Origin of the sequence: Micromonospora sp. NPDC049060 (genome assembly GCF_040649055.1) — a bacterium.
Classification (GTDB): domain Bacteria; phylum Actinomycetota; class Actinomycetes; order Mycobacteriales; family Micromonosporaceae; genus Micromonospora; species Micromonospora reichwaldensis.
In genome coordinates this window covers 75,159-100,486 of the sequence record NZ_JBEZEV010000010.1, presented here as the reverse complement: position 1 = coordinate 100,486, position 25,328 = coordinate 75,159, and the positions used below count along the sequence as shown (strand labels likewise).

27 protein-coding genes are annotated in these 25,328 nt (G+C 74.8%); 16 read left to right on the top strand and 11 right to left on the bottom strand.

Going from position 1 to position 25,328, the window contains the following annotated elements; all coding sequences use genetic code 11:
• Window positions 1-26: 26 nt before the first annotated feature.
• From AB0B83_RS07230 to AB0B83_RS07200, 7 genes are all read right to left on the bottom strand, one after another.
• Window positions 27-752: a nucleotidyltransferase domain-containing protein gene (locus tag AB0B83_RS07230; protein ID WP_357577409.1), complete on the bottom strand. Its 726-nt coding sequence runs from the start codon at window positions 750-752 to the stop codon at window positions 27-29.
• Window positions 753-761: 9 nt separating this feature from the next.
• Window positions 762-1,262: a nitroreductase/quinone reductase family protein gene (locus AB0B83_RS07225; protein ID WP_357577408.1), complete on the bottom strand. Its 501-nt coding sequence runs from the start codon at window positions 1,260-1,262 to the stop codon at window positions 762-764.
• A 28-nt stretch (window positions 1,263-1,290) separates the two neighbouring features.
• A complete protein-coding gene (locus AB0B83_RS07220) occupies window positions 1,291-3,993 on the bottom strand; it encodes an FtsX-like permease family protein (RefSeq protein WP_357577407.1) in 2,703 nt (900 codons plus the stop codon).
• Window positions 3,990-4,748 (bottom strand): ABC transporter ATP-binding protein, encoded by a 759-nt coding sequence (locus AB0B83_RS07215; protein WP_357577406.1) that lies wholly within the window; start codon window positions 4,746-4,748, stop codon window positions 3,990-3,992. Before AB0B83_RS07215 ends, AB0B83_RS07220 begins: the two co-directional genes overlap by 4 nt.
• Window positions 4,745-5,332: a PadR family transcriptional regulator gene (locus tag AB0B83_RS07210; RefSeq protein ID WP_151455950.1), complete on the bottom strand. Its 588-nt coding sequence runs from the start codon at window positions 5,330-5,332 to the stop codon at window positions 4,745-4,747. Before AB0B83_RS07210 ends, AB0B83_RS07215 begins: the two co-directional genes overlap by 4 nt.
• A 64-nt stretch (window positions 5,333-5,396) precedes the next feature.
• Window positions 5,397-5,843 carry a ferritin-like domain-containing protein gene (locus tag AB0B83_RS07205; RefSeq protein ID WP_357577405.1) on the bottom strand — a complete coding sequence of 149 codons (447 nt, stop codon included), beginning with the start codon at window positions 5,841-5,843 and terminating at the stop codon, window positions 5,397-5,399.
• Window positions 5,840-6,289 (bottom strand): hypothetical protein, encoded by a 450-nt coding sequence (locus tag AB0B83_RS07200; RefSeq protein WP_357577426.1) that lies wholly within the window; start codon window positions 6,287-6,289, stop codon window positions 5,840-5,842. The genes AB0B83_RS07205 and AB0B83_RS07200 overlap by 4 nt, the downstream gene beginning before the upstream one ends.
• Before the next feature lie 229 nt (window positions 6,290-6,518).
• Between AB0B83_RS07200 and rimP the strand changes: the two genes are divergently transcribed.
• The 9 genes from rimP to AB0B83_RS07155 all read left to right on the top strand — a co-directional run bounded on the left by rimP (window position 6,519) and on the right by AB0B83_RS07155 (window position 14,503).
• Entirely contained in the window at window positions 6,519-7,220 is a 702-nt protein-coding gene (gene rimP / locus AB0B83_RS07195) for a ribosome maturation factor RimP (protein ID WP_357577404.1), read from the top strand.
• Window positions 7,217-8,260, top strand: coding sequence for a transcription termination factor NusA (nusA, locus tag AB0B83_RS07190; RefSeq protein ID WP_357577403.1), 1,044 nt, complete (start codon window positions 7,217-7,219; stop codon window positions 8,258-8,260). The genes rimP and nusA overlap by 4 nt, the downstream gene beginning before the upstream one ends.
• A gap of 16 nt (window positions 8,261-8,276) precedes the next feature.
• Window positions 8,277-8,609, top strand: coding sequence for a YlxR family protein (locus tag AB0B83_RS07185; RefSeq protein WP_132232814.1), 333 nt, complete (start codon window positions 8,277-8,279; stop codon window positions 8,607-8,609).
• A gap of 93 nt (window positions 8,610-8,702) precedes the next feature.
• Window positions 8,703-11,675, top strand: a complete 2,973-nt coding sequence (infB, locus tag AB0B83_RS07180) for a translation initiation factor IF-2 (protein WP_357577402.1) — start codon at window positions 8,703-8,705, stop codon at window positions 11,673-11,675.
• Between the two features lie 87 nt (window positions 11,676-11,762).
• A complete protein-coding gene (locus tag AB0B83_RS07175) occupies window positions 11,763-12,056 on the top strand; it encodes a DUF503 domain-containing protein (protein WP_101414636.1) in 294 nt (97 codons plus the stop codon).
• 157 nt (window positions 12,057-12,213) lie between these two features.
• Window positions 12,214-12,720, top strand: a complete 507-nt coding sequence (rbfA, locus tag AB0B83_RS07170; RefSeq protein ID WP_357577401.1) for a 30S ribosome-binding factor RbfA — start codon at window positions 12,214-12,216, stop codon at window positions 12,718-12,720.
• A gap of 101 nt (window positions 12,721-12,821) precedes the next feature.
• On the top strand, window positions 12,822-13,799 hold the full coding sequence (locus AB0B83_RS07165) for a bifunctional oligoribonuclease/PAP phosphatase NrnA (protein WP_357577425.1): 978 nt from the start codon (window positions 12,822-12,824) through the stop codon (window positions 13,797-13,799).
• 87 nt (window positions 13,800-13,886) lie between these two features.
• On the top strand, window positions 13,887-14,294 hold the full coding sequence (locus AB0B83_RS07160) for a hypothetical protein (protein ID WP_132232822.1): 408 nt from the start codon (window positions 13,887-13,889) through the stop codon (window positions 14,292-14,294).
• Complete coding sequence (locus tag AB0B83_RS07155; protein WP_357577424.1) at window positions 14,294-14,503, top strand: DUF6186 family protein; 210 nt, start codon at window positions 14,294-14,296, stop codon at window positions 14,501-14,503. Before AB0B83_RS07160 ends, AB0B83_RS07155 begins: the two co-directional genes overlap by 1 nt.
• A gap of 1,263 nt (window positions 14,504-15,766) precedes the next feature.
• Here the strand turns inward: AB0B83_RS07155 and AB0B83_RS07150 are convergent.
• Complete coding sequence (locus AB0B83_RS07150) at window positions 15,767-16,396, bottom strand: TetR/AcrR family transcriptional regulator (protein ID WP_357577400.1); 630 nt, start codon at window positions 16,394-16,396, stop codon at window positions 15,767-15,769.
• A gap of 61 nt (window positions 16,397-16,457) precedes the next feature.
• Here AB0B83_RS07150 and AB0B83_RS07145 point away from each other — a divergent pair, with 61 nt between their 5' ends.
• The 6 genes from AB0B83_RS07145 (at window position 16,458) to AB0B83_RS07120 (ending at window position 21,758) form a co-directional block, all read left to right on the top strand.
• The gene (locus tag AB0B83_RS07145) at window positions 16,458-16,760 is read left to right on the top strand and encodes a hypothetical protein (protein ID WP_357577399.1); all 303 of its coding nucleotides are present in this window, start codon (window positions 16,458-16,460) and stop codon (window positions 16,758-16,760) included.
• A complete protein-coding gene (locus AB0B83_RS07140; protein ID WP_357577398.1) occupies window positions 16,757-17,740 on the top strand; it encodes an ATP-binding cassette domain-containing protein in 984 nt (327 codons plus the stop codon). Before AB0B83_RS07145 ends, AB0B83_RS07140 begins: the two co-directional genes overlap by 4 nt.
• A complete protein-coding gene (locus tag AB0B83_RS07135) occupies window positions 17,737-18,564 on the top strand; it encodes an ABC transporter permease (RefSeq protein ID WP_357577397.1) in 828 nt (275 codons plus the stop codon). The genes AB0B83_RS07140 and AB0B83_RS07135 overlap by 4 nt, the downstream gene beginning before the upstream one ends.
• Window positions 18,565-18,636: 72 nt before the next feature.
• On the top strand, window positions 18,637-19,200 hold the full coding sequence (locus tag AB0B83_RS07130) for an SAM-dependent methyltransferase (RefSeq protein WP_357577396.1): 564 nt from the start codon (window positions 18,637-18,639) through the stop codon (window positions 19,198-19,200).
• Between the two features lie 232 nt (window positions 19,201-19,432).
• Window positions 19,433-20,386 carry an EamA family transporter gene (locus tag AB0B83_RS07125; RefSeq protein ID WP_357577395.1) on the top strand — a complete coding sequence of 318 codons (954 nt, stop codon included), beginning with the start codon at window positions 19,433-19,435 and terminating at the stop codon, window positions 20,384-20,386.
• Window positions 20,387-20,432: 46 nt separating this feature from the next.
• Window positions 20,433-21,758: an MATE family efflux transporter gene (locus AB0B83_RS07120; RefSeq protein ID WP_357577394.1), complete on the top strand. Its 1,326-nt coding sequence runs from the start codon at window positions 20,433-20,435 to the stop codon at window positions 21,756-21,758.
• A 3-nt stretch (window positions 21,759-21,761) separates the two neighbouring features.
• Here the strand turns inward: AB0B83_RS07120 and AB0B83_RS07115 are convergent, their stop codons facing one another.
• Genes AB0B83_RS07115 through AB0B83_RS07105 form a run of 3 tightly spaced genes read right to left on the bottom strand, consistent with a single transcriptional unit; the run spans window position 21,762 to window position 24,191 of the window.
• A complete protein-coding gene (locus tag AB0B83_RS07115) occupies window positions 21,762-22,850 on the bottom strand; it encodes a hypothetical protein (protein WP_357577393.1) in 1,089 nt (362 codons plus the stop codon).
• A 10-nt stretch (window positions 22,851-22,860) separates the two neighbouring features.
• Window positions 22,861-23,160 carry a hypothetical protein gene (locus AB0B83_RS07110; protein ID WP_357577392.1) on the bottom strand — a complete coding sequence of 100 codons (300 nt, stop codon included), beginning with the start codon at window positions 23,158-23,160 and terminating at the stop codon, window positions 22,861-22,863.
• 17 nt (window positions 23,161-23,177) lie between these two features.
• Complete coding sequence (locus AB0B83_RS07105; protein WP_357577391.1) at window positions 23,178-24,191, bottom strand: hypothetical protein; 1,014 nt, start codon at window positions 24,189-24,191, stop codon at window positions 23,178-23,180.
• Between the two features lie 232 nt (window positions 24,192-24,423).
• Here AB0B83_RS07105 and truB point away from each other — a divergent pair, with 232 nt between their 5' ends.
• The gene (gene truB / locus AB0B83_RS07100; RefSeq protein ID WP_132232838.1) at window positions 24,424-25,308 is read left to right on the top strand and encodes a tRNA pseudouridine(55) synthase TruB; all 885 of its coding nucleotides are present in this window, start codon (window positions 24,424-24,426) and stop codon (window positions 25,306-25,308) included.
• Window positions 25,309-25,328: the final 20 nt, after the last annotated feature.

Below are 25,328 nucleotides of genomic sequence, written 5' to 3'. Positions count from 1 at the left end.
ACCGACGGGCGCCGTCGGGCGCGGTGTCAGCCGTCGAGAAGGTCGTCGACCGTGCCGTCGACGGGGCGGCCCCGGGCTGCCAGCTCGTCCGCCTGGCGGGTCAGGACGACGCCCACCTCGGTCATGTCCGCGCCCGCCAGTCCCGTCCGACGCACCGCGTCGCCCGGGTCGCGGAAGTAGGTGCGGCTGAGCAGGCCGGCGACCGTGGCCGCCGCCAGCCGCGCCTCGCCGAGCATCAGCAGCGCCTGGTCGGTCTCGTACCACTCGGCCAGCCGGGCGGCCCGGGCGTGCGCCGCGCCGCCCCGGTACCAGGCCCGGCGGGCCGCCGTGCTGAACTCGGCCGGCCGGGCCCGGGCCAGCCGGCCCAGGTGCTCGTCGCGCAGCGTGCGCAGCCAGCCGGTGGGGTCGTGCAGCGCCCGGGTGCTGACGTACCGGTCGGCGGTCAACGGCCAGAGCGGGGAGATCACCCGGGCCTGGCACAGGTAGTCGTCGGCGCAGGCCACGGTCAGGTCGACAAGCACGCCGTCGACCCGCCGGGTCGCCGGGGACGGCCCGCCGCCGGGCCGGTACGTCACCACCAGCAGCCCGACCTCGCCGTCCCCACCGCCGTCGTCGTCGCCGTGGGCGAGCGGGCCGTGCACCGCGACCGCCAGCACGTCGGCCGGGAACCGTCGACGCACGGCGTCGGCGACCCGTTCGGCCACCGCCCACCGTGGATCGTCGGGGTGGGGTTCGCCGTCGGCGCCGGTCACCGCACCAGCCTATTCGCGGGCGGTCGACCCGCCCGGCACGCCGCGCCCGGTGGGCACCAGCCGGAAGACCATGATCTCCCGGCCGCCGGCCCGCTGGGCGTACGCGCGGTAGGCGGGCCACTCGGTGACCAGCAGCGTCCAGAGGCGGTCCCGTTCGGCGCCGGTGGCCACCTCGGCGCGCACCGGGACGCGGCGGCCCTTGACGGCCACCTCGGCGGCCGGATCGGCGCGCAGGTTCATCGCCCAGCCGGGCTGGTGGGTCTGGCCGAAGTTGGAGCCGACCACCACGTACGCGTCGCCGTCGGGCACGTAGAGCAGCGGATTGCTGCGCGGCTTGCCGGAGCGGCGGCCGGTGGTCGTGATGACCAGCGACGGGATGAGCCCGAGCGCGACCACCCGCCCCCGGGTGAGCCGCCCCACCATCCGGTCGGCGGGGACGAGCAGGCGGACGGCGGCGCCGAACCAGCGGTGGTGACCGACACGGCGGGTCAGGGCTCCCAGTACGGGCACGGCGACCAGTGTGCCCCTTCGCGGCCCGTCAGTCGAGACGTCGCTCGACCGGCAGCCGGGACCGGGTGAAGAAGCCCGCGCCGAGCATCGCGACCAGCGGCACCACCACCAGGACGCCGAGCGTGGTCCAGGGGACCACCACCGGGTACGGCTCCGTGACCGGCCACAGCGCGGCGTACCGGCGGTTGAGGGCGGTCAGGATGATCGACGCGGAGCCGAGCCCGGCGACGATGCCGAGCGCGGAGCCCAGTACGGCGATCACCCCGGACTGGCAGAGCGAGAGCAGCCGGCGCAGTCCCGGGCCGGCGCCGACCGCCGCGAGGGTGGACAGGTCGGCCCGCCCCTCGGCCGCCGCCAGCCCGGTGGCGATGGCGGCGGCGCCCAGGGTGATCACCCCGGCGGCGGCGGCCAGCAGGAGCAGCAGCGGCCGCCCCGCGTCGCCCTGCGTGCCCCGGTCGATCTCGACCTGCGCGTGCAGCGGGCGTACGGCGGCGACGAACCGGTCCTGCCGGTCCTCGTCGGGCACGCCGTCGGCGGCGATCGCCCAACCGAGCGGGTGGACGTTCAGGCCGAGCCGCCCGGCGGCCGCCGGGGAGAGCAGCAGCCGCTCCGCCCCCAGCGCGGTGGGCAGCGGGTACCCGGCGACGGTGGTGACGGCCCGGGGGTCGGGCCGGGCCTGCCCGGCGCGGGTCACCCGCACGTCGACCCGCCCGTCGCGCACGTAGCGCGGATCGGTCACGACCGCGCCGCCGGCCCGCAGCACGGCGGTGGCGGCGGCCACGTCGGCGGGGGCGGCTCCGGTGAGCGCCGGCAGGGCCGTGCCGTCGTCCACCAGGACGTGGAAGTACCGGCCGAGGTGGTCCTCGGGTTCCGCGCAGCGGGCGTCGGCGCGGGCGCGGCGCTGCTGCTCCGGGGTGAGCCTGTCGCCCGGCGTCCACGGGCAGACGCGCTCGGCGGGCAGCACCGGCGAGACCACGCACAGGTCGGTGGCCGTCCCGCACCGGGGCTCCGCCAGCGGCGCCACCGTCCGGACCCCCAGGTGGGCGCGCGCGGCCTCGCTGACCCCGGGCAGGTCGGGCAGGGTCTCCCCGTCCGACCCGGTGACCAGCACCGTGGTGGCCGGCAGGGCCGGCAGGTACATCGTGGCCGACCGGGCGTCGTCGCTGGCCAGGTACACCCCGATGGCGACGCTGCCGGCGACCGCGGCCATCACGGCGGAGATCGCGGGCGCGGTCGACGACCGGTTGCGGCTGGCGTCGCGCAGCGCGATCCGGGGCGCCAGCGGCAGCGACCGCCCGAGGCGGGCGAGCAGGCCGACAAGCGTCGGGGTGGCGAAGACCAGGCCCAGCTCGCCGAGGACGAGGCCGGCCAGGATGACCGCCGGCGCCGTCCGGGCCGCCCCGAACGCGGCCACCGCGGCCCCGGCGGCGGCCAGGACCGCCCCGACGGTCAACCAACGTCGCCGGTGCGCCGGCGGGGTGCGCCGGCCGGCCAGCCCCGCCACCACGTCCTGCCGGGCGGCCGTCCAGGCCGGGGCCAGCGCGGCCAGCACCCCGGCCAGCACCGCGACGGCGGCGATCGCCGCGAGCGCCTCCGGCCAGCAGCGGTACGCGCCGAAGCGCGCGCCGAAGAGGTGCTGCTCCACCAAAGAGCGGCCGGCGAACGCGGCGGCGACGCCCAGGGCGACCCCGAGGGCGGCGCCGACGGCACCCAGCACCACGCCGTCGGCCAGCACGATGCGGCGCAGGTGGGCGTCGTCCCCGCCCGCCACGGCGACCAGCGCGAGGTCCCGGCGCCGTCGCCGTACGCCGACCGCGAAGGCCGGCCCGACGAGCAGCACCACCTCCAGCAGCCCCAGCCCGCCGACGAGCACCGAGACGCTCATCCCCTCCACGTCCATGGCGGAGCGGCCGTACGGCGCGAACGTGACGCTGTCCGACGCCGGTGCGGGGACCCGGGCGTGCACCACGACGCCGTGGGCGTTGAGCCGGCGGAACAGCTCCTCGTCGGGGTCGCCGGGCAGGTCGACCAGCCAACTCGTGCCCGGCTCGGCCTCCATCCGTCCCTCCGACGGGTGCAGCGTCACCACCGGGCCCAGGTCGTCGGGGTACTCGGCCACCCCGACCACCCGCCAGGAGCGGGCGCCGTCGCCGGAGGTGACGGTGCCGCCGAGGCGGGCGTCGAGGCGGCGCAGGGCCGCCGGGCTGACCACGATCTCGTCCGGCCCGGCCGGCGCCCGCCCCGAGTGGAACCGGACCAGCCCCCGCCCGAGCGGGTCGGTGAGGTCCACGGCGCGGCCCGTGAGCGTGTCGTCGACCCGCTCGCCGACCAGGGCGTCGAACGACACCCAGCGGCGCAGCGGGACCACCCGGCTCCCGGCCGGCAACAGGGCGGCCACCTGCCCGGCGGTGACGGGCCCGGCCGAGGGACCGTCGTCCGGGTCGGTACGCCAGGTCTCGGCCCAGGTGCTCTGCGCGAGGGGGGTCCGCGTCACCCAGCTCAGCTCCGCGTCGGCCGCGCCGAGCTGGCGGTCGGCCCGCTCCACCGGGGTCAGCTCGGACATCCGCCAGCTCACCGCGGTGAAGCTCAGCACCAGCACCGGCAGCGCGATCATCGCGAGCACCAGCGCCGTACGCCCCCGGGCCCGCCGGGCCTCCCGCCGGGCGATCCGCAGCGCGGCCCACCAGGAACCGGCGGCCCGGGCGAGCCGGCCGCCCCGGCCCGCGCTCACCGACCGCTGCCGCTCAGCAGCTGCTCCACGCTGCCCAGCGGGGCCGTCGTGTCGACAAGCACCCCGTCGCGCAGGAAGACCACCCGGTCGGCCCAGGCGGCGTGGCGCGCCTCGTGGGTGACCAGCACGGCGGCGGCCCCGGCGTCGACGCGCCGGCGCAGCAGGTGCAGCACCGCCTCGCCGGTCTGCGAGTCCAGCGCGCCGGTCGGCTCGTCGGCGAGCACCAGCCGGCGCTCCCCGACGAGCGCGCGGGCGATGGCCACCCGCTGCTGCTGCCCGCCGGAGAGCTGGTCGGGGAACCGGTCGCCCAGCTCGGGCAGTCCCACCTCGGCCAGCGCGTCCAGCGCGAGGCGGCGGGCCCGGCGTACGCCCGTGCCGTCGAGTTCGAGGGGGAGGGCGACGTTCTCCACGGCGCTGAGGCTGCCGAGCAGGTTGAGGTCCTGGAAGACGTAGCCGATGCGGCGGCGCCGCACCTGGGCCAGCCGCCGCCGGTCGAGGGCGCCGAGCGGCTCGCCCTCCACGTACACCTCGCCCGCGGTCGGGCCGTCCAGCCCGCCGGCCAGGGCGAGCAGGGTCGACTTCCCCGAGCCGGAGGGTCCCATCACGGCGACGAGTTCCCCCGCGCGCACGGCGAGGCTCACCCCACGCAGCGCGTGCACGGCCGCCGCGCCGGCGCCGTGGGTGCGATGCACGTCACGCACGTCCAGCACCGGCGTGGTCGGGCTCCCGTCCGCCGGCCGGTTCCCCGTGCTCACCGTCGCGCCTCCTCGTCCGCCCGGTCCACCGCCTCGGCAGGCGTCGTCGGGACGCGGCCGGGCTCCGCCGGACGGTAGCGCACGAGGCTGGTCTCGCAGTGGTCCAGCCAGCGCACCTCGGCCTCGGCCTGGAAGACCATGGCGTCCAGCACCAGCCGCCACGGCAGGTCCTCGGGGCGGTCGCTGGCGTACTTCAACCGGGTCAACTCCTGCAACGTCCGCATGGTCGCGCTGCGCTGGGTCTGCACCACCGACCGGACGTCCACCCCGGGGGTGGTCAGCGCGAGGGCGAGCTTGATCGCCAACTCGTCCCGGGGCCGGTCGGTGCGGCTGATCGGAGTGGCGAACCACAGGGCCAGGTCCGTCCGCCCGGCGTCGGTGATCTCGTACGGGCGCTGCCCCGTCTCGCTCTCGGGCAGCGACCGGACCAGCCCGTCCCGCTCCAGCCGGGACAGGGTGGTGTAGACCTGCCCGATGTTCAGCGGCCAGGTCGAGCCGGTCGACTCCTCGAACGCGGCGCGCAGCTGGTAGCCGTACATCTGGCCGCGTTCGAGCAGGGCGAGCAGCCCGTGACGGATGGACATGGCAACGGAGTATGCATACCTGGTATGCGACCCGCAACCGGAGTGGGCGTCGGGGGCCGTCCGGTCAGGCGGGTCGGCCCGGGAACGGCACCGTCAGCGGGGTGATCCCGGCCGTCCGTCGCCAGCGGGTGGCCCGTACGGCGTACTCGACCAGGGCGGCCAGGGCCCTGTCCCGGTCGGCGCCGCTGGTGACCGGCACCACCGCCCGCCAGAACGCGGCCGTGCGCTCCTCCACCTCGGCGGCCAGCCGCAGCGCGCTCGCCCGGTCGGTGACCGGGAACGGCAGCGTGTAGCCGGCCCGGTCCGGCGGGACGTTCCCGCCACCGGCGCTCAACTGCACGATCAGGTCGTCGCGGCGGCGCCGGTGCGCGGCCTCCGCCTCCTTCGCGGCGGTCCGGGCGGCGCCGGTGAGGCGTACCCCGATGGGCCCGTAGGCCCAGATCGCGGCGTACTCGGCGGAGAGCGCCGCACCCAGCGCCCCGGCCGGCCCCGGCGGTGTCGGCGCGGTCACCTCAGCGCCTCCACGTGCGTGGCCCGGGCGGCGGCGATCGAGGCGAGCAGCGCGGCCCGCTCCGCCGGCGCCGTCGCGCAGGCCCGGGTCGCCGCCTCCCGGGCGGCGCGTTCGTCCTCGCGCAGCGCGGCCCGCGCCGCCGCCGGATCGCCCGGCGCGGCGGGCGTGGCCGCGGCGGAGGCCGAGGGCAGCGGTACGCCGATGAGCCGGGCCAGTTCGGTCGCGTGCGCGCGGTGCGCCTCGGCGATCGGCGTGAGCAGGCCGGCGAGCGTGGGGTGCGCGGCGGCGGCGTCCCGGTGCCCGGCGGCGAGCCGGAGCGACTCGTCGAGCAGCGGCGTGAGCGGATCCGGCCCGGGGGCGGGGTCGTCGTCGCGGCTCAGGAGGCCGCAGCCGGTCAGCGGCGCCGCCGCTCCGCCGAGCGCCAGGAGCATCCCGGCGCGCAGCACCTTTCGCCGGGAATGCCCGGTTGCCTCGCCGCGTCGTGTCGTTCTGCCCGTCGCCACCGGACAAGTCAACACCATCACCGGCCGTACGTGGGCGACCGGCGTCGGTGCGCCGCCCGGCCCGACGCGCGGCAGGCGCGTTACGCTCTGCGCAGCCGCCGGCGCGTCAGCTCCGGTGGCGTGCCGGCATGGCGGCCGACCGGGTGCCGTCGATCAGCAGGAGGGTGCGGAGATGACGCAGCGTGGCCGTGCCACGAGGTCGACGGGTCCGGCGGGGAGACCCCGACGCGCCGACGCCCCACGGGGCGGGGAGCGTGCCGGCGGCCCGCGCGGCGACCTCGCCGCCCGGCGGGCCCGGCTGCGCGAGGTGATCGAGCCGGTGATCATCGGCGCCGGTTACGACCTGGAGGAGCTCTCCGTCTCCCGGGCCGGCCGGCGGCACGTGGTGCGGGTGATCGTGGACGCCGACGGCGGGATCAACCTGGATGCCGTCGCCGAGGTCTCCCGGGCCGTCTCCGCGGCCCTCGACGCGGCCGAGGAGGCCTCCGGTGACCTCGTCGCCGGGGAGTACCAGCTGGAGGTCAGCTCCCCCGGCGTGGACCGGCCGCTCACCCTGCCCCGGCACTGGCGGCGCAACGTCGGCCGGCTGGTGAAGGTGACCGCCCGCGGCGCGGGCGCCCCGTCCGGCCAGGGGGCCGGGCAGCCCACCGGCGACCGGCAGGTCACCGGCCGGGTGGTCGAGGCCGACGACGAGCGCGTGGTGCTGGAGACCGACGCCGGCCGCGCCGCGTGGACGTACGCAGAACTCGGCCCCGGCCGGGTGCAGGTCGAGTTCCACCGCCTCGACGAGATCGAGGAGACGGACGAACCCGACGACATGGACGACACCGACGACTTCGACGACGAAGATGATGTGGAGGACGAGGAGAGGTGAACATCGACCTCGCGGCGCTGCGCGCACTCGAGCGCGAGCGGGAGATCCCGTTCGACACGATCCTCGCGGCGATCGAGACCGCGCTGCTGACCGCCTACCGGCACACCGAGGGGGCGGAGTCGCACGCCCGGGTGGAGATCGACCGCAAGTCCGGCGCGGCCCTGGTCTACGCGCAGGAGCTGGACGACGACGGCACCGTCGTACGGGAGTGGGACGACACCCCGCACGACTTCGGGCGGATCGCCGCCATGACGGCCAAGCAGGTGATCCTCCAGCGACTGCGGGAGGCCACCGACGAGGTGCACTTCGGCGAGTACGTGGGCCGCGACGGTGACCTGGTCACCGGCGTGGTGCAGGCGCACGAGGCGCGCAGCGAGAAGGGCATCGTCAGCGTCGACCTCGGCAAGCTGGAGGGCGTCCTGCCGCAGTCCGAGCAGGTGCCCGGCGAGCGCTACGCGCACGGCGAGCGGATCCGCTGCGTGGTGGTGCACGTGGCCAAGGGGATGCGCGGGCCGCAGATCACCCTCTCCCGGTCGCACCCGGCGCTGGTCAAGAAGCTCTTCGCGCTCGAGGTGCCGGAGATCGCCGACGGCACGGTCGAGATCGGCGCGATCGCACGTGAGGCGGGTCACCGTACGAAGATCGCGGTCCGCTCCACGACCCAGGGGGTCAACCCCAAGGGCGCCTGCATCGGTCCGATGGGGCAGCGGGTACGGGCCGTCATGAGCGAGCTGCACGGCGAGAAGATCGACATCATCGACTGGTCGGACGACCCGGCGACGTTCGTCGGCAACGCCCTGTCGCCGGCCAAGGCCCTGCGGGTCGAGGTGGTCGACCTGGCCACCCGCACCGCCCGGGTCACCGTCCCGGACTTCCAGCTCTCCCTCGCCATCGGCCGGGAGGGGCAGAACGCCCGACTTGCTGCCCGGTTGACCGGTTGGCGGATCGACATCCGGTCCGACGCCGAGCAGTCCGGTGCCGCCGGCCGGGGCGGAGCTGATCACGTCCCGGAGCCGGGCGGCGCGATCTCGGGCTCCTAGGGGTAGACTTTCTCCAGTGGTACGACGCGCGCTGCCGGAACGCACCTGTGTGGGTTGCCGACGACGTGCGCCGGCCAGCGAATTGCTGCGGATCGTCGCGGTTGGCGACGAGGCTGGTCACAGCCTCCGGCCCGACCCGGCCCGCAGGCTGCCGGGTCGGGGAGCGAACATGCACCCGGATCCGGCCTGCTTCGCGCAAGCGGTGCGGCGACGCGCTTTCGGGCGTGCGCTGCGCCTCACCGGGGTCCCTGACCACGGTGAGCTTGCGGAGCACGTCGATGCGCCAACCACTACGTCCGGTCAGCCCGACCGGGCGAGGGTCGCTAGCAGGGTAGGACGACCGACATGAGCACACGATGAAGTCCCTGAAATGACCAGGCTTCAAGTGCACGAGTGAGGTCGCTGCGGGTGCTGCCCGCACGACCTCGGAGTGAGGAGTGCAGTGGCAGGTAAGGCCCGCGTACACGAGCTTGCAAAAGAGCTCGGGGTCGAAAGCAAGACCGTTCTCGCCAAGCTCAAGGAGATGGGCGAGTTCGTGAAGTCCGCGTCCAGCACCGTCGAGGCGCCCGTCGCCCGACGGCTGCGTAGCGCATTCGTCGCCGGCGCCGGTTCTCCGGCACCGGCCGCCCCACCGGCGGCCGCCCCGGCGCCGACCCCGACCCCGACGACGCCCTCCCCGGCCCCCGGTGGGCCCCGGGTCTCGGCCAAGCCGATGCCGCCCCGGCGGCCGGCCGCGCCGGCACCCGGTCCCAAGCCCAAGGGCCCGGTGCCCGGTCCGCCGCAGCCCGCGGCCCCGGTCGCCAAGCCGGCGAGTGCCCACGACATCGAGGTGGCGGCCGCCGAGGCGCGTGCCGCCGCGCTGAAGGCCGAGCAGGAGGCGGCGGTCAAGGCCGCCCAGGCCGCTCGGCAGCAGCAGCGTGAGAACGTCCGCCGGGAGCCCCCGGCGGACGGTGGCAACCGTCCCGGTCCCCGACCGGGTCCGGGTGCCATGCCGCCCCGCCCGGGTTCCCCGGCCGCCGGTCGTCCCGGCACGCCGGCACCGGGCCCGGGTGGTCGTCCGGGCGGGCGTCCGCCGGCGCGCGGCGCCGGTAACAACCCGTTCGGCATCCAGGGCAGCCAGCAGCAGCAGCGGCCTCCGGCCGCCGGTCCGGGTGGCCCCCGGCCCAGCCCGGCCGGCATGCCGCCGCGTCCGAGCCCGGCCTCCATGCCGCCCCGTCCGAGCCCGGCCTCCATGCCGAGCCAGCGTCCCGCTACCGGTCGCCCCGGCCCCGGTGGCGCCGGTCGCGGTCCCGGTGGCGGCGCGGGTCGTCCCGGTGGCGGCGGCGGTGGCGGTGGCTTCCGCGGCGGTCCCGGTGGCGGCGGCGGTGGCGGTGGCTACCGTGGCGGTCCCGGTGGCGGCGGCGGTGCGCCGGGCGGCGGTTTCCGTCCGGGTGCTCCGGCCGGCGGCGGCGGTCGTCCGGGTGGTGGCGGTCGTGGCCGTGGCGGCGGCGCCGCGGGTGCCTTCGGGCGTCCGGGTGGCCGGCCGACGCGCGGTCGCAAGTCCAAGAAGCAGCGCAGACAGGAGTTCGACAACCTGTCGGCCCCGACCATGAGCTCGGGTGCCCCCCGGGGTCAGGGTCAGGTCGTCCGGCTCTCCCGTGGCGCCTCGCTGTCGGACTTCGCCGACAAGATCAACGCCAACCCGGGTTCGCTGGTCCAGGAGATGTTCAACCTGGGCGAGATGGTCACGGCGACCCAGTCGTGCTCCGACGACACCCTGCTCCTGCTGGGTGAGCACCTCGGCTTCAACGTGCAGATCGTCAGCCCGGAGGACGAGGACCGCGAGCTGCTCGCGCAGTTCAACATCGACCTCGACGCCGAGGTCGCGGAGGACCGCCTGGTCGACCGCGCGCCGGTCGTGACCGTCATGGGTCACGTCGACCACGGTAAGACCAAGCTGCTCGACGCGATCCGCAAGGCGAACGTCGTGGCCGGCGAGGCGGGTGGCATCACCCAGCACATCGGTGCCTACCAGGTCCACGTGCCGCACGAGGGCGAGGACCGCGCGGTGACCTTCATCGACACCCCGGGTCACGAGGCGTTCACCGCCATGCGTGCCCGTGGTGCCCAGGTCACCGACATCGTGGTGCTCGTCGTCGCGGCCGACGACGGTGTCATGCCGCAGACGATCGAGGCGTTGAACCACGCCAAGGCGGCCGACGTGCCGATCGTGGTGGCGGTCAACAAGGTCGACAAGCCGGAGGCGAACCCGGACAAGGTCCGCCAGCAGCTGACCGAGTACGGCCTGGTCGCCGAGGAGTACGGCGGCGACACCATGTTCGTCAACGTGGCGGCGAAGCCGGGCATCGGCATCGACGAGCTGCTCGAGGCGGTCCTGCTGACCGCCGACGCGTCGCTGGAGCTGACCGCTCCGATCGACGGGCCGGCGCAGGGTGTGGCCATCGAGGCGCACCTGGACAAGGGCCGCGGTGCGGTGGCGACGGTGCTGGTGCAGAAGGGCACCCTGCGGGCGGGCGACTCCATCGTCGCCGGTGGGGCGCACGGCCGGGTCCGGGCGATGCTCGACGAGAACGGCAACCAGGTCGCCGAGGCGGGTCCGGCCCGTCCGGTCCTGGTGCTCGGTCTGACCGCGGTGCCCGGTGCCGGCGACACGTTCCTGGCGGCCGAGGACGACCGCACGGTGCGCCAGATCGCCGAGCAGCGGCAGGCACGGCGGCGGGCGGCGTCGTTCGCCAACTCCCGCGGCCGGGCCACCCTCGAGACGCTCATGGAGCAGCTCAAGGAGGGCGAGAAGACCTCGCTCAACCTGGTGCTCAAGGGCGACGTCTCCGGTTCCGTGGAGGCCCTCGAGGACGCGCTGTTCAACCTCGACATCCCGGAGGAGGTCCAGCTCAGGATCATCCACCGGGGCGTGGGCGCGATCACCGAGAGCGACGTCATGCTCGCGAGCGCGTCGTCCGAGCCGGTCACGATCATCGGTTTCAACGTGCGGGCCGCCAACAAGGTCCGCGAGATCGCCGACCGCGAGGCTGTGGAGATCCGGTACTACACCGTGATCTACCAGGCCATCGAGGAGATCGAGGCCGCGCTCAAGGGCCTGCTCAAGCCGGAGTACGAGGAGGTCGAGCTGGGCACCGCGGAGATCCGCGACGTCTTCCGCTCGTCCAAGATCGGCAACATCTCCGGTTGCATCGTCCGGTCGGGCATCATCCGGCGCAATGCCAAGGCGCGCCTGCTGCGGGACGGGTCGGTGGTGGCGGACAACCTCACCGTCAGCTCGCTCAAGCGGTTCAAGGACGACGCCACGGAGGTGCGCGAGGGCTTCGAGTGTGGTCTGACCCTGGGTGGTTACAACAACGTCCAGGTCGGCGACATCATCGAGACCTTCGAGATGCGGGAGAAGGTTCGCGCCTGATCCGCTGAACCACTGATCGAGGGGTTTGCGCCGAAAGGCGTAAACCCCTTGATCATGTGGGGGGTCGTGCGGGTATCGTCCGGGGCGATGTTCACCGGAACCGCGGTCTTCGACCTGCTGCTGCCGGGCGACTCCAGGTCGCTCAAGGCCAAGAGATCATACGTACGGCCGATCGTGGCGGCGCTGCGCCGTTTCGAGGTGTCGGCCGCCGAAGTGGGAGCGCTCGACCTGCACGGTCGGGCGGAGATCGCCGTGGCCGTGGTGGCCGCCGAGGCGTCGCACGTCCGCGAGGTGCTGGACTCCTGCGAGCGCCTGGTGGCCGGCCGGCCGGAGACCGAGTTGCTCTCGGTGCGCCGGCGGCTGTACGGCGAAGAGGACTGACCCGGCGGCACCTGTCCGCCGGGTGGCCGGGACGGTGCCGGCGGCGCGCGGCGCGGGTGGCCGCGCGGGTAGTGTTCGAGTTGTTGGGCCGTCGGCTCCGGGGCGCTCCGCGTCGCCGGGCGGCGGCCGGGAGCGGTACGCCGTGGAGGTGGCGAAGATGTCGGATCCGGCCAAGGTACGCCGGCACGCGGAGCGGGTGCGTGAACTGGTGGCGTCGGTGGTGCGCAGCCAGATCAAGGATCCCCGGCTCGGCATGATCACCATCACCGACGCCCGGATCACCGCCGACCTGCGCGACGCGACCGTCTTCTACACGGTGCTCGGCGACGCGGCGGCCCAGGCGGGCACGGCGGCGGCGCTGGAGAGCGCCAAGGGCATGCTGCGCAGCACCGTCGGCAAGGCGCTCGGGCTGCGGCACTCGCCGACGCTGACCTTCGTCCTGGACGACGTGCAGGATCAGGTCAAGCACATCGACGACCTGCTGGCCCAGGCCCGCAACGCCGACGCCGAGGTGCAGCGCATCGCCGCCCGGGCCGAGTACGCGGGCGAGCCCCAGCCGTACCGGCTGGACGAGGACGAGGACGCCGACGAGGCGCGCGACGCCGACGAGGACGCCGACGAGGACGCCGACGAGACCCCGCCCCGGGGCGGGGACCCGCGGTGACCGAGCCCTCCGGCGGCACGACCGGTGGCGCCCTCGCCGAGGCGCCGCCACCGGTCGACTCCGGCCCGACCGAGGCGGACTGGGCCGCCGCCGTCGCGGCCGTGCGGGGCCTGCCGCCGGACGGGCGGGTGCTGCTGATCTGCCACGTCAACCCGGACGGGGACGCGCTGGGCAGCATGCTCGGCTTCGGGCTCGGGCTGCGCCGGCTGGGCGTGCGGCGGATGCAGGCGACCTTCCCCGGCCCGCCGGAGGTGCCGGAGCCGTTCCGGGGGCTGCCCGGGCTCGACCTGCTGGTGCCGGCGACCGAGGCGTACCCGGACCCGGACCTGGTGATCTGCTTCGACGCGGCCAGCGAGTCACGCCTCGGCGACCTGGTCGACCGGCTGGAGACCGCCGGCGCCGCGCTGGTGCTCGACCATCACGCGTCGAACACCCGCTTCGGCCGGATCAACCTGGTGGACCCGCACGCGGCGGCCACCTCGGTGGTCGCCGAGGGCCTGCTCGCCCGGCTCGGCGTCCCGCTGGACGCCGGGATCGCCGAGTGTCTCTACGTCGCCCTGAGCACCGACACCGGCTCGTTCCGGTTCGAGGCGACCACCCCGGCGGTGCACCAACTGGCGGCCCGCCTGCTGGCGACCGGCATCAGGCCCGGTGACATCTCCCGCCGGATCTTCGACACCCGGCCGTTCGGCGCCGTCCGCCTCTTCGGCGAGGTGCTCGGCCGGGCCCGTCTGGAACCCGCCGGGGCCGCCGGGCACGGTCTGGTGTGGACGTACGCGACCCAGGACGACCTGGCCCGGCACGACCAGCGCCCGTACGTGCTGGAGGCGCTGATCGACTCGGTCCGGTGCACCGCTGAGGCCGATGTGAGCTGCGTGGTCAAGCAGACGCCGACCGGCGACTGGGCGGTGTCGATGCGCAGCAAGGGCGCGGTCGACGTCAGCCGGGTGGCGGTCGCGCTGGGCGGCGGTGGGCACCGCTTCGCCGCCGGTTTCACCGGTTCGGGGACGGTCGACGAGGTCGTCGACCGGATCCGCGCGGAGCTCGACGGCGCGCTGACCGGCCCCGGCCGGCTCTGATCGGAAGGGCCCGGCACTCCGAAGATCAGGGAGAGCTCGGGGAGTGTCCGTCTTCCCGGTTGCGGCGAGTACGGGGAGAATCGCGGGATGGAACAGCCCCACGACCTCACCGTCGAGGCGCCCCGCGCCTGGGACCGTCCCGCCGTCACCGTGCCGGTGCTCGTCTGCCTCTCGCTGGTCGGCGGCCGGTTCCCGTCCTTCTCGACCGAGGCCAACCTCTGGACCCTCGGCACCGGCGGGGTGTTGATCTGGCTGGGCCTGAGCAACCGGGTGCCCCGGCGGCCCGCGCCACGCCGGCTGGGCACCCCGGCGGCCTGGTGGGCCCTGCCGGTGGTGGTCTTCGGGGTCTTCGAGGGGACCACGTTCGTGCTGGCGGCGGGGGACGACTTTCCCACCTTCTCGCGGCTGGCCGATCCGCTGCTGGAGGACCAGCTGGTCCGCTCGGCGGTCTGGCTGGGCTGGCTGTCGGCGTTCTGGGGGCTGGTGCGGCGATGATGCGGATGCTGGCCATCGGGGGCTTCGTGGCCTCCCTGGTGCTCTTCGCCGCCGTCGAGTGGGCGGCCCGCCGCGAGGGCTCGCGGATCCCCACGATCGGCGAGGTCTGCGCCTACGTGATGCGCTACGAGGTGGGCCCGGTGCCGGTCGGCCGGATCGGCCTGTTCGGCTTCTGGTGGTGGCTGGGCTGGCACTTCCTGGCCCGCTGACCGCGCGCACCGCATCCCGTCGGGGACCATGCCGCGCGCCGGCTCCGGACGAACGTGAGTCCAAATCGCGGGAACACCGGGCAGCATGTGGAACTGAACGATAGCTTGGGAATCGGTCGGCGTCGTGTGGCGGCGCTGGCCGTGGGCGGTGTCGCCGCACCCGGTGGCGCCTCCCTCCAGGGTCGGACCGACCCGGGCTCTCGCTGCCCACAGCCGTTCCGGTGACCCCGGACCGTTGCCGGGCGCGCAGCACGACCGCCCGTGAGGGCTGCCGCCGGTCGGCGGCCCACGCCCTGGAAGGGGACCACCATGCCGAGCAAGCCCAAGCCGCAGACCACCGACGAGGCCCGCGAGCAGATGCGCCGCGCGCTGCAGACCTCCATGGACACCCGTCAGTGACCGAAGCCGACCGGCGGTGACGCCGCCGGCGTCCCGCGCCGACAGCGTCACCGCCCATCCGGCTCCGGGCGCGGCTCTCCGCCCGGACCACCGGTAGGTCGGACAACTTCGCCGGTGCGCCCGCCAGCCGGTCGGCCCGGGCGTCGCGCAACTGAGCCGTGACGGTTCCGCGTGCGTCGGGTCCCCGTCGTCGGCAACGCGGGCCCGGTAGGAGCACCCTGTCCCGTGAGGTCGCCCGCCGGCTCGGCCTTCCACTGATCCACCTGGGCCGGCAGTGCTGGCAGCCCGGCCGGGTAACCCCGGGCGACGCCCGCTGGCGGACCGCAGTCGCCGATCCACCTGGACCGGCAGTGTCGGCAGCCCGGCTGGGCAACCCGGGTGACGCTGCTGGCGGGCCACGGTCGCCGAACCCGCCGACCGGCCGGCCTGGTGCTGGACTGCAACCACGGGGCACGCCCGACCTTCACCTGCCCCCGTGCCGATTTCCCCGTCTTCCGTGACCTCGGCCGGCTGCTCTGCCGCCGCTGGGCGCGCCGCGCCACGCCCGTCCCGACCTCCCGCCTGGGCTGCCCGGAGACGATCGACGCCGAGTTCCTCCGGTACGTGCGGCGCTGTCCAGGCCGGTCCCGTCCGTGGCTGCTCACCGCGATCGCCACACACTCGCCGGCGCTCCCGGCGGCCCGGCGCTCCCGGCTCCGCACCCGCGCCGAGGCGCGCCGCTGGCTCGACTCCCTGTCAGGCCTGAGCGTCCGCGTCTCCGGCGTGGTCGTCCAGTCTCCCGGCCCGCTCCGGCCCGAGCGTCTGCGTCTCCCGGCCCGAGCGTTCGCGGCTTCCGGCCTGAGGGTCCGGGTCTCCCGGCCAGCGTCAGTCGCAGAGCTGTGCGCGCAGCGTGTCGTGGGCCCACTGCTGCCAGCGTTCCGGCGTCCATCCCCGGTCGCGGACGAAGAGGAGATACAGCTCGGGACTCAGCAGCCCGAAGAGCACGTCGGCGGCGTCCTCGACGGAAAGCTGCGCCCGGGCGCCGGGTTTGGCCAGGAGGCTGCGCGCCGCGGCGGTCTGGACCTCGAGGCGCGGATCGCTGTCCTGCTGCCACAGGCCGGCCAGGCTCGGGTCCTGCCCGCCGGCGGCACGCAGGACGTCCATGATCGGCGCGACCCGCTGGAGCACCTCGCACGTGCCGCGCACGTGCGCCCGTAGCTGCGCCTCCGCGGTGTCGGCCGCGACGGCGTCGAGGAACCAGGCTCGCTGCAACGTGGGAACCGGCTCGTCGTCGCCGGCGATGGTGACGTCGACCAGCTCCTTGAGCAGCGAGGGCTTGTTGCCGAAGGCGAAGTAGATGGTCTGCACGGAGACGCCGGCGCGCTCGGCGACGCCCTGCAGGGTCGTCGCCCCGTAACCCTGGTCGACGAACAGTTCGTACGCCGCCTGGAGGATCCGTCGCCGGGTCTGCCGCGACCGCTCGCCCTTCTTGCCGGCGCTCTTGACCAGTTGCATAGCCTTACTGTAACACTAGAGTCGCACTCTAAAAACAAACTCTAGAGGAAGGCTCAAAGACATGACTCTCATCCGGACGACCAGGTTCACGGCCGAGCCGGCCGACGCCGACACCGTGCTGGAGCGGCGCGCGAAGCTCCTCGAGGCGATCCGGGCGGTGTACGACGGCCCGACCGAGACCCGACTGGTCCGCGTCGACGAGCGGACCTGGGTGGACATGTGGCGGTGGGACTCGCCCGAGACCCTGCGGGCGGCGCTGGCGGGCGCCCCGGGCCTGCCGGAGGCCGCTGCGGCGTTCGCCGTCGCCCGCGACGTCACCGCCGAGCAGGGCGACCTGGTCGACGAGGACGTCTGGGCCCGATGACACCCTCCAGCCACCTGGCCGTCGAAGCCTCGGGCCTGGTGAAGACCTTCGGCGCGACGCGGGCCGTCGACGGCATCGACCTGAGCATCCCCGCCGGCTCGGTGTACGGGTTCCTCGGGCCCAACGGCGCCGGCAAGACGACCACCATCCGCATGCTGGCCACGCTGCTGCGCCCCGACGCGGGCACCGCATCGGTGTTCGGCCACGACGTGGTCCGCAACGCCGTCGCGGTACGCGACCGGATCGGCCTGACCGGCCAGTACGCCTCGCTCGACGAGGGCCTCACCGCCCGCGAGAACCTCGTCCTGCTCGGCCGGCTGCACGGCCACCGCCCGGGGGACGCCGCAAGCCGGGCCGAGGAACTGCTGGCCGCGTTCGCCCTGGCCGGGGCGGCCGACCGGCTGGTCAGGACGTACTCCGGCGGCATGCGGCGCCGGCTGGACATCGCCGCCGGCCTCGTCGTGACGCCCGACCTGCTGTTCCTGGACGAACCCACCACCGGGCTCGACCCGCGCAGCCGCAGCGACGTGTGGGGGGTCGTCCGGGCGCTCGTCGCCGAGGGCACCACGGTCCTGCTGACCACCCAGTACCTCGACGAGGCGGACCAGTTGGCCGACCGCATCGCCGTCATCGACCACGGCGCCGTCGTCGCCGAGGGCGCCAGCAGCGAACTCAAGGCGTCGGTCGGCGGCGGGACGCTGCATGTCCGGCTGGCCGACCCGGACGACCGGGCCACCGCCGACCGGCTGCTGACCGAGGCGCTCGGCGGGCCCGTGACGCCGGCCCCCGATCTCGCGGCCCTGACCGTCCAGGTGCCGACGGACACCGGTGCGGCGCTACGCGCGCTGACGGAGCTGGCACGGGCCCGGATCGCGGTCACCGAGTTCGGCCTCGGGCAGCCGAGCCTGGACGAGGTGTTCCTGGCGCTGACGGGGCACCCGAGCACCGTGGACGCCACCGCGAGGGGGAAGACCGGATGACCGCGCTCGACGCCGTCGCCGCCGCCCGGCCGTCGCCCGGGGCGCTCGCCAGGCGTCCACGTCCTGCCCGGGCGGGCACGCTGAGCGCCTGCCTGACGTTCGGCCGACGGGCCCTGCTGAGGATCAGGCGTACCCCTGTCCAACTCTTCGACGTCGCCGTCCATCCGGTGGTGTTCACCGTGATGTTCACGTACCTGTTCGGCGGCGCGGTCGGCGGCTCGACCGGCAGGTACGTCGGCTACCTGGTCCCGGGGATCCTCGTCATGACGCTCCTGGTGACCACCGCCACCACCGGCGCCGCCCTGAGCGTCGACGTCGCCAGCGGCGTCTACGACCGGTTCCGTACGCTCTCGATCCGGCCCGTCGCCCCGCTCGTCGGGGCCCTCCTCGGCGACGTGGTGCGCTACCTGCTCGCCTCGGCGGTGGTCGTGGGGCTCGGCCTCGCGCTCGGCTTCCGCCCGGGCGGCGGCGTGGTCGGTGTGGCCGCCGCCGTGCTGCTCGTCGTGGCCTTCAGCGTGAGCCTGTCCTGGGTGTGGACGGCGCTGGCGCTGCTCATGCGCTCGCCGGGTGCCGTGCTCGGGGTGACCCAGGCCGCGCTGTATCCGCTCTCCTTCTTCAGCAACGTCTTCATCACCCCGGCGACCCTGCCCGGGCCGCTGCGCGCCTTCGTCGACGTCAACCCGGTCACCCACCTGGTCACCGCCGCCCGGGAACTCATGGCGGGGGCCCTGCCCGGCCGGCAGATCGGCTGGATCCTCGTCGCCTGCGTCGCCCTGACGGCGGTCTTCGCGCCGCTGTCGGTACGCCTGCTCCGCACCCGTTGATCCGGCGCGGGCGAGGGGTCGTGCTTCCCACGACACCCCTCGCCCGCGCCACCTTTGAACGAAGGGATTCCGATGACCGACCCGAAGAAGACCGACGAGTGCCTCGCGACCGGGGCGACGATCACCGTGACCCCGATCGGTCGGGTTCACAACGGGCGGGTGGACCCGGGCGAGTCGGACCACTGGGGCGACGTGGTGAGCACCATCGTGGTCGAGCCGCGCTTCGGGGAGACATGTCTCACCGGGCTCGCCGACTTCTCCCACGTGGAGGTGGTCTTCTTCTTCGACCGCCTCGCCGAACGGCAGGACTACCGGCCGCCGTCGCGGCCCCGGGGCCGGGCCGACCTGCCCGAGGTCGGGGTGTTCGCCGACCGCGGTCCGCGACGGCCCAACCGGATCGGCTGCACCGTCTGCGAGGTCGTCTCGGCAGACGGTCGAAAGCTGCGGGTACGCGGGCTGGACGCGGTCGACGGCACCCCGGTCCTCGACGTCAAGCCGGTGATGCGGCAGTTCCTCCCGGAAGGTGTCCGGCAACCGGAGTGGGTCGACCGCCTGATGGCGGAGTACTTCGACGGCCAGCCCGAGCCGCCGACGGGCACCGAAATCCCGGGGCACGCCGGGACGGTGCTGCGCTAGGGTGCGGGCATGAGGCCGTTCCAGGGCGTTCTGCCCCCGCCGCGCTCCTGACCGGAGCGCCCCACCACCGGTCGCGTCCCCGCGTGCGGCGACTGCGGCCGGTCCTCCGCACGGCGGCCCGCCTGACCGGGGCCGCAGAACCCAGGTGGTAACGCCCGCCTCTTCTTCGTCGTGCGTGCGCTCCGACAGACGTCGTCCCTGTCAGCGTTTCGATCCGCCCTGGAGCGCACCTGTGTCCCGAACGTCCCTGTCTGGCCCCTCCGCGTCCCCGTCCATTCCGCACCCGCGCCGCGGCCCGGCCGGCGGCGTACGCCGAGGGCTGCTGTACGTCACCGGCGCCGCCGTGCTCTGGGGCACCACCGGCGTCGCCGTGCAGCTCGTCCGCGAGTCCACCACGCTCACCCCGACGGCCATCGGGTTCCACCGCCTCGCCATCGGCGCGCTGGTGCTGGTCGCCCTGCTCGCGCGCCGCCTCGGGCCGGTGCTCACGGCGCTGCGGTCGGAACCGGTCGCCCTCGTCGGCGTCGGGATCGGGCTCGGGGGCTACCAGGCGTTGTACTTCCTCGCCGTCGCGTCGGGCGGCGTCGGGGTGGCCACCGTGGTCAGCCTGGGGCTCGCCCCGGTCCTCATCTTCGGCTGGGAGTCGCTGCGCGCACGGCGGCTGCCCGGGCGGACGATGCTGGGTGCCCTGGTGGCGGGCGTCATCGGCCTCGTGCTGATCACGGTGTCGGTCGGGGAGCCGGGCACGACCGCGCCGCGCCCCCTGCTCGGGCTGCTCGCGGCGTTCGGCTCGGGGGTGGGCTACGCCGCCAGCACGGTGCTGAGCCGGCACGCCGCACAGCGCGTCGCGCCGATGACGCTCACCACCGTGTCGGCGGCGGTCGGCGCGTTGGCGCTGGCCCCGATCGCGCTGGCCGAGGGGATCGGCGTCCCGGCCCGGCTCGCGCCGATCGGCCTGCTGCTTCACCTCGGGGTGGTCACCACGGCGGTGGCGTACGCCCTGTTCTACGCCGGGTTGCGCAGCATCACCGGCAGCGTCGCCGCGCTGGCCACCCTGGCGGAGCCGCTCACCGCCGTGCTGCTCGCGGGCTTGATCGTGGGTGAGTCGCTGCCCGTGCCGGTGCTCGTCGGGGGAGTGCTCCTGCTCGGTGCGGTGACCGTCGTCCACCTCTCTCCTGGTAAGTAACCATGCCGCTTGCGATCCTTACCTGACCGTGCCAGGATCGGCGGCGATGAGCCAATCCGTCGCCTTCGAACCCCGCGCCGTCGCGCCCCGCCGGATCGCCGCGCTGGCCCTTCCGGCGCTGGTGGTGCTGGCCGCCGAACCGATCTACGTGCTCGTGGACACGGCGGTGGTGGGGCACCTCGGCCGGGTGCCGCTGGCCGCCCTCGCCGTCGGCGGCACGGTGCTGACGCTCATCGCCTGGCTCGGCACCGTGGTCGCGTACGGCACCACGGGGCGGTCGGCCCGGCGGTTCGGGGCGGGCGACCGGGCGTCCGCCGTCGCCGAGGGCGTGCAGGCGTCGTGGTTGGCCCTCGGGGTGGGGGTGCTGGTCGCGCTCGGCATGCAGATCGGCGGCGGGGCGTTGGCGCGTACCCTCGCCGGAGGCCCCGGCGAGGTGGCCGACGCCGCCGCGCAGTGGCTGCGGGTCGCGGCGCTCGGCGCGCCCGGGCTGCTGCTCGCCGCCGCCGGCAACGGCTGGCTGCGCGGCGTGCAGGACATGCGCCGCCCGCTGATGTTCGTGCTCGGCCCGAACGTGCTCTCCGCCGTGCTCTGCCCGCTGCTGGTCTATCCGGCCGGGTTCGGACTGGTCGGCTCCGCCGTGGCCAACGTGATCGCGCAGACCATCGGCGGGGTGCTCTTCGCCGGGGCGCTGGTCGCCGAACGGGTCTCGCTGCGCCCCCGCCCGAGGCTGATCGGGCAGCAATTGGCGCTCAGCCGGGACCTGCTGATCCGGGGCGTCGCGTTCCAGGCCAGCTTCCTCTCCGCCACCGCCGTCGCCGCCCGCTTCGGGGCCGCCGCCGTCGGCGCGCACCAGATCGCCCTGCAACTGTGGTTCTTCACCGCCCTGGTGCTCGACGCGCTCGCCATCGCCGCCCAGTCCCTGATCGGCGCCGCCCTCGGGGCCGGCGAGGACGCCGCGGCCCGGCACCTGGCCCGCCGGATCGCGCTGCTCGGCGGCGCCTGCGGCGTGGCGTTCGCCGTGCTCGTCGCCGCCGGCGCCGGTGTGGTCCCCGGCTGGTTCAGCTCCGATCCGCAGGTACGCGAGCAGGCCATGCTCGCCTGGCCGTGGTTCGTGGCGATGCTGCCGCTGGCCGGCGTCGTGTTCGCCCTCGACGGGGTGCTGATCGGCGCGGGCGACGTCCGCTACCTGCGCAACCTCACCCTCCTGGCCGCGCTCGGCGGCTTCCTGCCCGCCATCTGGCTGGCGTACGGGCTCGACCTCGGCCTCGGCGGCATCTGGGCGGGCCTCACGCTCTTCGTGGTGCTCCGGCTGATCGCCCTGCTGCTGCGGCTGCGCTCCGGGGCGTGGGCCGTGGTCGGCGCCGTGCGCTGAGCCTCAGCACCTCGAGGTGGACGCCATCGGGGCGGCCAGGTCGAAGAAGTCGCCCGGATCACCACCCGGCACGCGAGGGCCGTGCAGGTCCGGCAGCCACTGCATCACGTTCACCCAGCCGTCGCGCAGCAAGGCGCAGTCGGCGTTCCAGGTGACGGCCTTCGCGGACGCCAACCAGAGCCCTCGGGACGACGCCGGAACGTCCTTCGGGTGCGGCACCTGCCAGACCACCCGGTCCCGGACCGCCACCAGGCCGGCGCCGGCCGGTGCCCGGCGCATCACGTCGAACGGGTACGCCCAGACGAACTCGGTGGTCACCTCCAGCAGGCGGACTCCGGCCACCGTCCTGGCGCGGTAGCTGATCCGTCCCTGCGCGCGGATGTCGTACTCCCAGTCCGCCCGGGATCCGATCCTCGTGGCGACGTGCAGGAAACGCGAGTTGTCGAAGTGCGGCCGCATCTCCGCGCGGGAGTCTGGCGCCAGCAGGCCGAGGAAGGGTTCGGTGTCGCCGACCAGCATCGCGGTCTCCAGCCGGCTCTCGATGAGCGCCTTCCGTACCGAGTCGAGCGCGGCGCGTACCTGGACCTTGTCGAACGGACCCTGGGCGGTGGCCGCAGGCAGGACGATCGCCTTCTCCCGGAGGGCGAAGGACGCCGCCGGGGTGCCGGTGAACAGATCGCGTGGGGTGCCGACGGCGCTGATCGGCTCGGGCGTCGCGCTCGCGCTCGCGCTCGGTGCGACGGTCGCCGTGCGACGCCAGTCGGCCACCTGAACGACCATCCACCCGGCCGCGACGACCATCAGCAGCGCCAGGGCGAACGCGAAACCGACCGCCAGCGGGCCGTTGTGCCGGGCCTGGAAGAAACGCACCCGGTCCAGCCCGGTCGGTTGGTGTTCCGGCCCCGGCGACCGCATCCAGTCGGGCAGCCGCACCGGCTCGGCCTCGGCGAACAGGACGTCTCGTCGCCCCTCGGCCGCACTGGCGGGAGGCTGCTGGTCGGCGGCCGGCGGCACGTCGGCGGCGGAGGGCCGTTCGGCCGGCGGCGCCTGATCGGTGGTCCCGGGAGTGCCGGCGACCGGGTCGGTGTGCATCGGGTCCGCCTCAGATCGTGTCGCGCAGGGTCAGGTAGAGCCAGTAGAAGAGCCCGGCGAACAGGGCGAACGTCGCCGTCGCGGTGACGAGGAACACGACCACCGAGATCATCGGGCGGGACTCGGTAAGCCTGTCGCGGTCCCGCCACCGCCACAGCGACCGCCGGGCCGCACGCAGCCCGGGCAGCCGCTCGACGAGGTCGGTGACGCGACGGCCGAGGGTCCGTCGCGGTGGTGTCGGGTTACGCATCCAGTCCGGGAGGTCGACCCGGGCGTGGTGGTCGTGCGCGCGTCGTGTGTCGGGTGTCATGAGTGCTCCGGTCCGGGTCAGCAGGTGTCTGCGACGTCCAGCGAACGATCGGGGTCGAACACTGCGTCCGGGTCCTCCGTGTCGACCGGAAGGCCGTAGCTCGGGGCGCCGAGATCCAGCAGACCCTTGTCGAACGACGCGCAGTCCATGTTCGAGGCGTACGAGTCCGCCTTCCAGAGCCAGAGCCCGACGCCCGCCTTCGTGACGTCGTCGGAATGCGGCACATGCCAGACGACGGTGTCGTGGACGACCACCACACCGGCGCCCGGAGTGGGGTCGAGGGTGTGGAACGCGTACGCCCAGACGAAGTTGGTGGTGATCTCCAGCACCCGGATGCCGTCGCTGTCCCGGGTCGCCCGGTAGGTGACCCGGCCCTTGACCCGGGGCTGGTCGGCGGTCAGCCGGGCGCCCGGGGCCAGCCGGGTCGCGTACGTGGCGAAGGAGTCGCTACGGAAGTCGGCTCGCATGCTCGACCGGATATCCGGAGCGAACATCCGCACGAACCGGTCCAGCTCCCCACCGGCCAGGAACTTCCGGTCCAGCCGTGCGAGCAGCAGCACCGCGCGGACGTCGGCGAGGGCCGCCGCCACCTCGGTGGCGCTGAACGCACCCGTCCGCCGGGCGGGCGGCAGCGTGATCCCGGCCGCCCCCTTGGCGAAGGCCGCCGCCGGGGTGCCCGCGAAGCTGTCGGCGGGCGACGCGGGCGGTGCGGGCGATGCGGCGCTCGTCGCGGAGACGCCCGGCGGCGGGCTGGTCGTCGGGTAGCTGCGCGGCGGCTCCCCGGCCCGCCGCCACAGGTCGAACCACCCCACGCCGAGCAGGAGTACGAGGACCAGTCCGCCCCCGACCACGGCGGTGACCGCCCGGGTGTGCTCCTCCCAGAACAGGCGGAGCCGTTCCGGGGCGCCGACCGGATGCTCCTCGGCCGGCTGGCGCAGCCACTCCGGAACCTGCCCCGACTCGTCGCCGGAGGTCAGGGGAGCCGGCCCGACTGACGGGGACGGCTCGTCCGGCGGCGGGGGACTGGTCATCGGCATGTCCTTGGTGAACGGTCTATCGAGGGCGCATGATCTTCGCACCCGGCCGCCCGGGACGTGATCCCGTACGCCCCCGCCGCCGTGATCCCGCCCGAGTGGCTGACGGCACATCGGCCGACCATCGGAGGCGGCCTCCACCGCCGCGCCGGCGGCGAGCGGCTCCGGTGCCGCTGCGGACGTACGGCGGCGGCGGGGCGTCCGGCCCGGTCTGGCAGGCTTGGGTGTCGTGAGCACAGACGGTCTGATCGTGGTCGACAAGCCCGGCGGCATGACGTCGCACGACGTGGTGGCGCGCATCCGCCGGTTGGCGCGCACCCGCCGGGTGGGGCACGGGGGCACCCTCGACCCGATGGCCACCGGCGTCCTGGTGATCGGGGTCGGCCGGGCCACCCGCCTGCTCACCTACGTGATCGGCGCGCACAAGAGCTACACCGCCACCGTCCGGCTCGGCCAGGCCACCGTCACCGACGACGCCGAGGGCGACGTGATCGCCACCACCCCGGCCGGGCAGGTCACCGACGAGGCGGTCCGGGCGGCCCTGGCCGCGCTGACCGGGGAGATCGACCAGGTGCCGAGCGCAGTCAGCGCCATCAAGGTCGACGGGCAGCGGGCGTACAAGCGGGTGCGCGAGGGGGAGAGCGTCGAGCTGCCCGCCCGCCGGGTCACCGTGTCCCGGCTGGAGCTGCTGGCGGTACGCCGCGACGCGCCCGACGTCGTCGACGTGGACATCGACGTGACCTGCTCCTCCGGCACGTACATCCGGGCGATCGCCCGGGACGCGGGCCTGGCGCTCGGGGTGGGCGGGCACCTGACGGCGCTGCGCCGTACCGCCGTCGGGAACTTCGCCCTCGCGGAGGCCGCCACCCTCGACGAGCTGGAGCAGCGCGCCCCCGAGGTGGTGAACCTGCCGCTGGCGGCGGCGGCCGACCGGTTCTTCCCGCGCCGCGACGCCGGCGCCGACGAGGCGAAGGTGCTCTCCCACGGCGGGCCGCTCGACCCGGTGGGAATCGCCGGCCCCTACGCGGTCTTCGGCCCCGACGGCGGGCTGATCGCTATCGTCAGCGAGCGGGACGGCCGGGCCCGCGCGGAGATCGTGCTCGCCCCCGCCTGACGGGGGCGGGGGACGGCGGC

Excerpts from the sequence above, each read along its gene's own strand:
- AB0B83_RS07175 (WP_101414636.1), top strand. The coding sequence starts at position 11,763 with ATGTTCACCGGAACCGCGGTCTTCGACCTGCTGCTGCCGGGCGACTCC.
- rimP (WP_357577404.1), top strand. The coding sequence starts at position 6,519 with ATGACGCAGCGTGGCCGTGCCACGAGGTCGACGGGTCCGGCGGGGAGA.
- AB0B83_RS07130 (WP_357577396.1), top strand. The coding sequence starts at position 18,637 with ATGACCGACCCGAAGAAGACCGACGAGTGCCTCGCGACCGGGGCGACG.
- rbfA (WP_357577401.1), top strand. The coding sequence starts at position 12,214 with ATGTCGGATCCGGCCAAGGTACGCCGGCACGCGGAGCGGGTGCGTGAA.
- AB0B83_RS07150 (WP_357577400.1), bottom strand. The coding sequence starts at position 16,396 with ATGCAACTGGTCAAGAGCGCCGGCAAGAAGGGCGAGCGGTCGCGGCAG.
- AB0B83_RS07120 (WP_357577394.1), top strand. The coding sequence starts at position 20,433 with ATGAGCCAATCCGTCGCCTTCGAACCCCGCGCCGTCGCGCCCCGCCGG.
- AB0B83_RS07135 (WP_357577397.1), top strand. The coding sequence starts at position 17,737 with ATGACCGCGCTCGACGCCGTCGCCGCCGCCCGGCCGTCGCCCGGGGCG.
- AB0B83_RS07115 (WP_357577393.1), bottom strand. The coding sequence starts at position 22,850 with ATGCACACCGACCCGGTCGCCGGCACTCCCGGGACCACCGATCAGGCG.
- AB0B83_RS07155 (WP_357577424.1), top strand. The coding sequence starts at position 14,294 with ATGCGGATGCTGGCCATCGGGGGCTTCGTGGCCTCCCTGGTGCTCTTC.
- AB0B83_RS07140 (WP_357577398.1), top strand. The coding sequence starts at position 16,757 with ATGACACCCTCCAGCCACCTGGCCGTCGAAGCCTCGGGCCTGGTGAAG.
- AB0B83_RS07145 (WP_357577399.1), top strand. The coding sequence starts at position 16,458 with ATGACTCTCATCCGGACGACCAGGTTCACGGCCGAGCCGGCCGACGCC.
- AB0B83_RS07210 (WP_151455950.1), bottom strand. The coding sequence starts at position 5,332 with ATGTCCATCCGTCACGGGCTGCTCGCCCTGCTCGAACGCGGCCAGATG.
- AB0B83_RS07105 (WP_357577391.1), bottom strand. The coding sequence starts at position 24,191 with ATGACCAGTCCCCCGCCGCCGGACGAGCCGTCCCCGTCAGTCGGGCCG.
- AB0B83_RS07110 (WP_357577392.1), bottom strand. The coding sequence starts at position 23,160 with ATGACACCCGACACACGACGCGCGCACGACCACCACGCCCGGGTCGAC.
- AB0B83_RS07160 (WP_132232822.1), top strand. The coding sequence starts at position 13,887 with ATGGAACAGCCCCACGACCTCACCGTCGAGGCGCCCCGCGCCTGGGAC.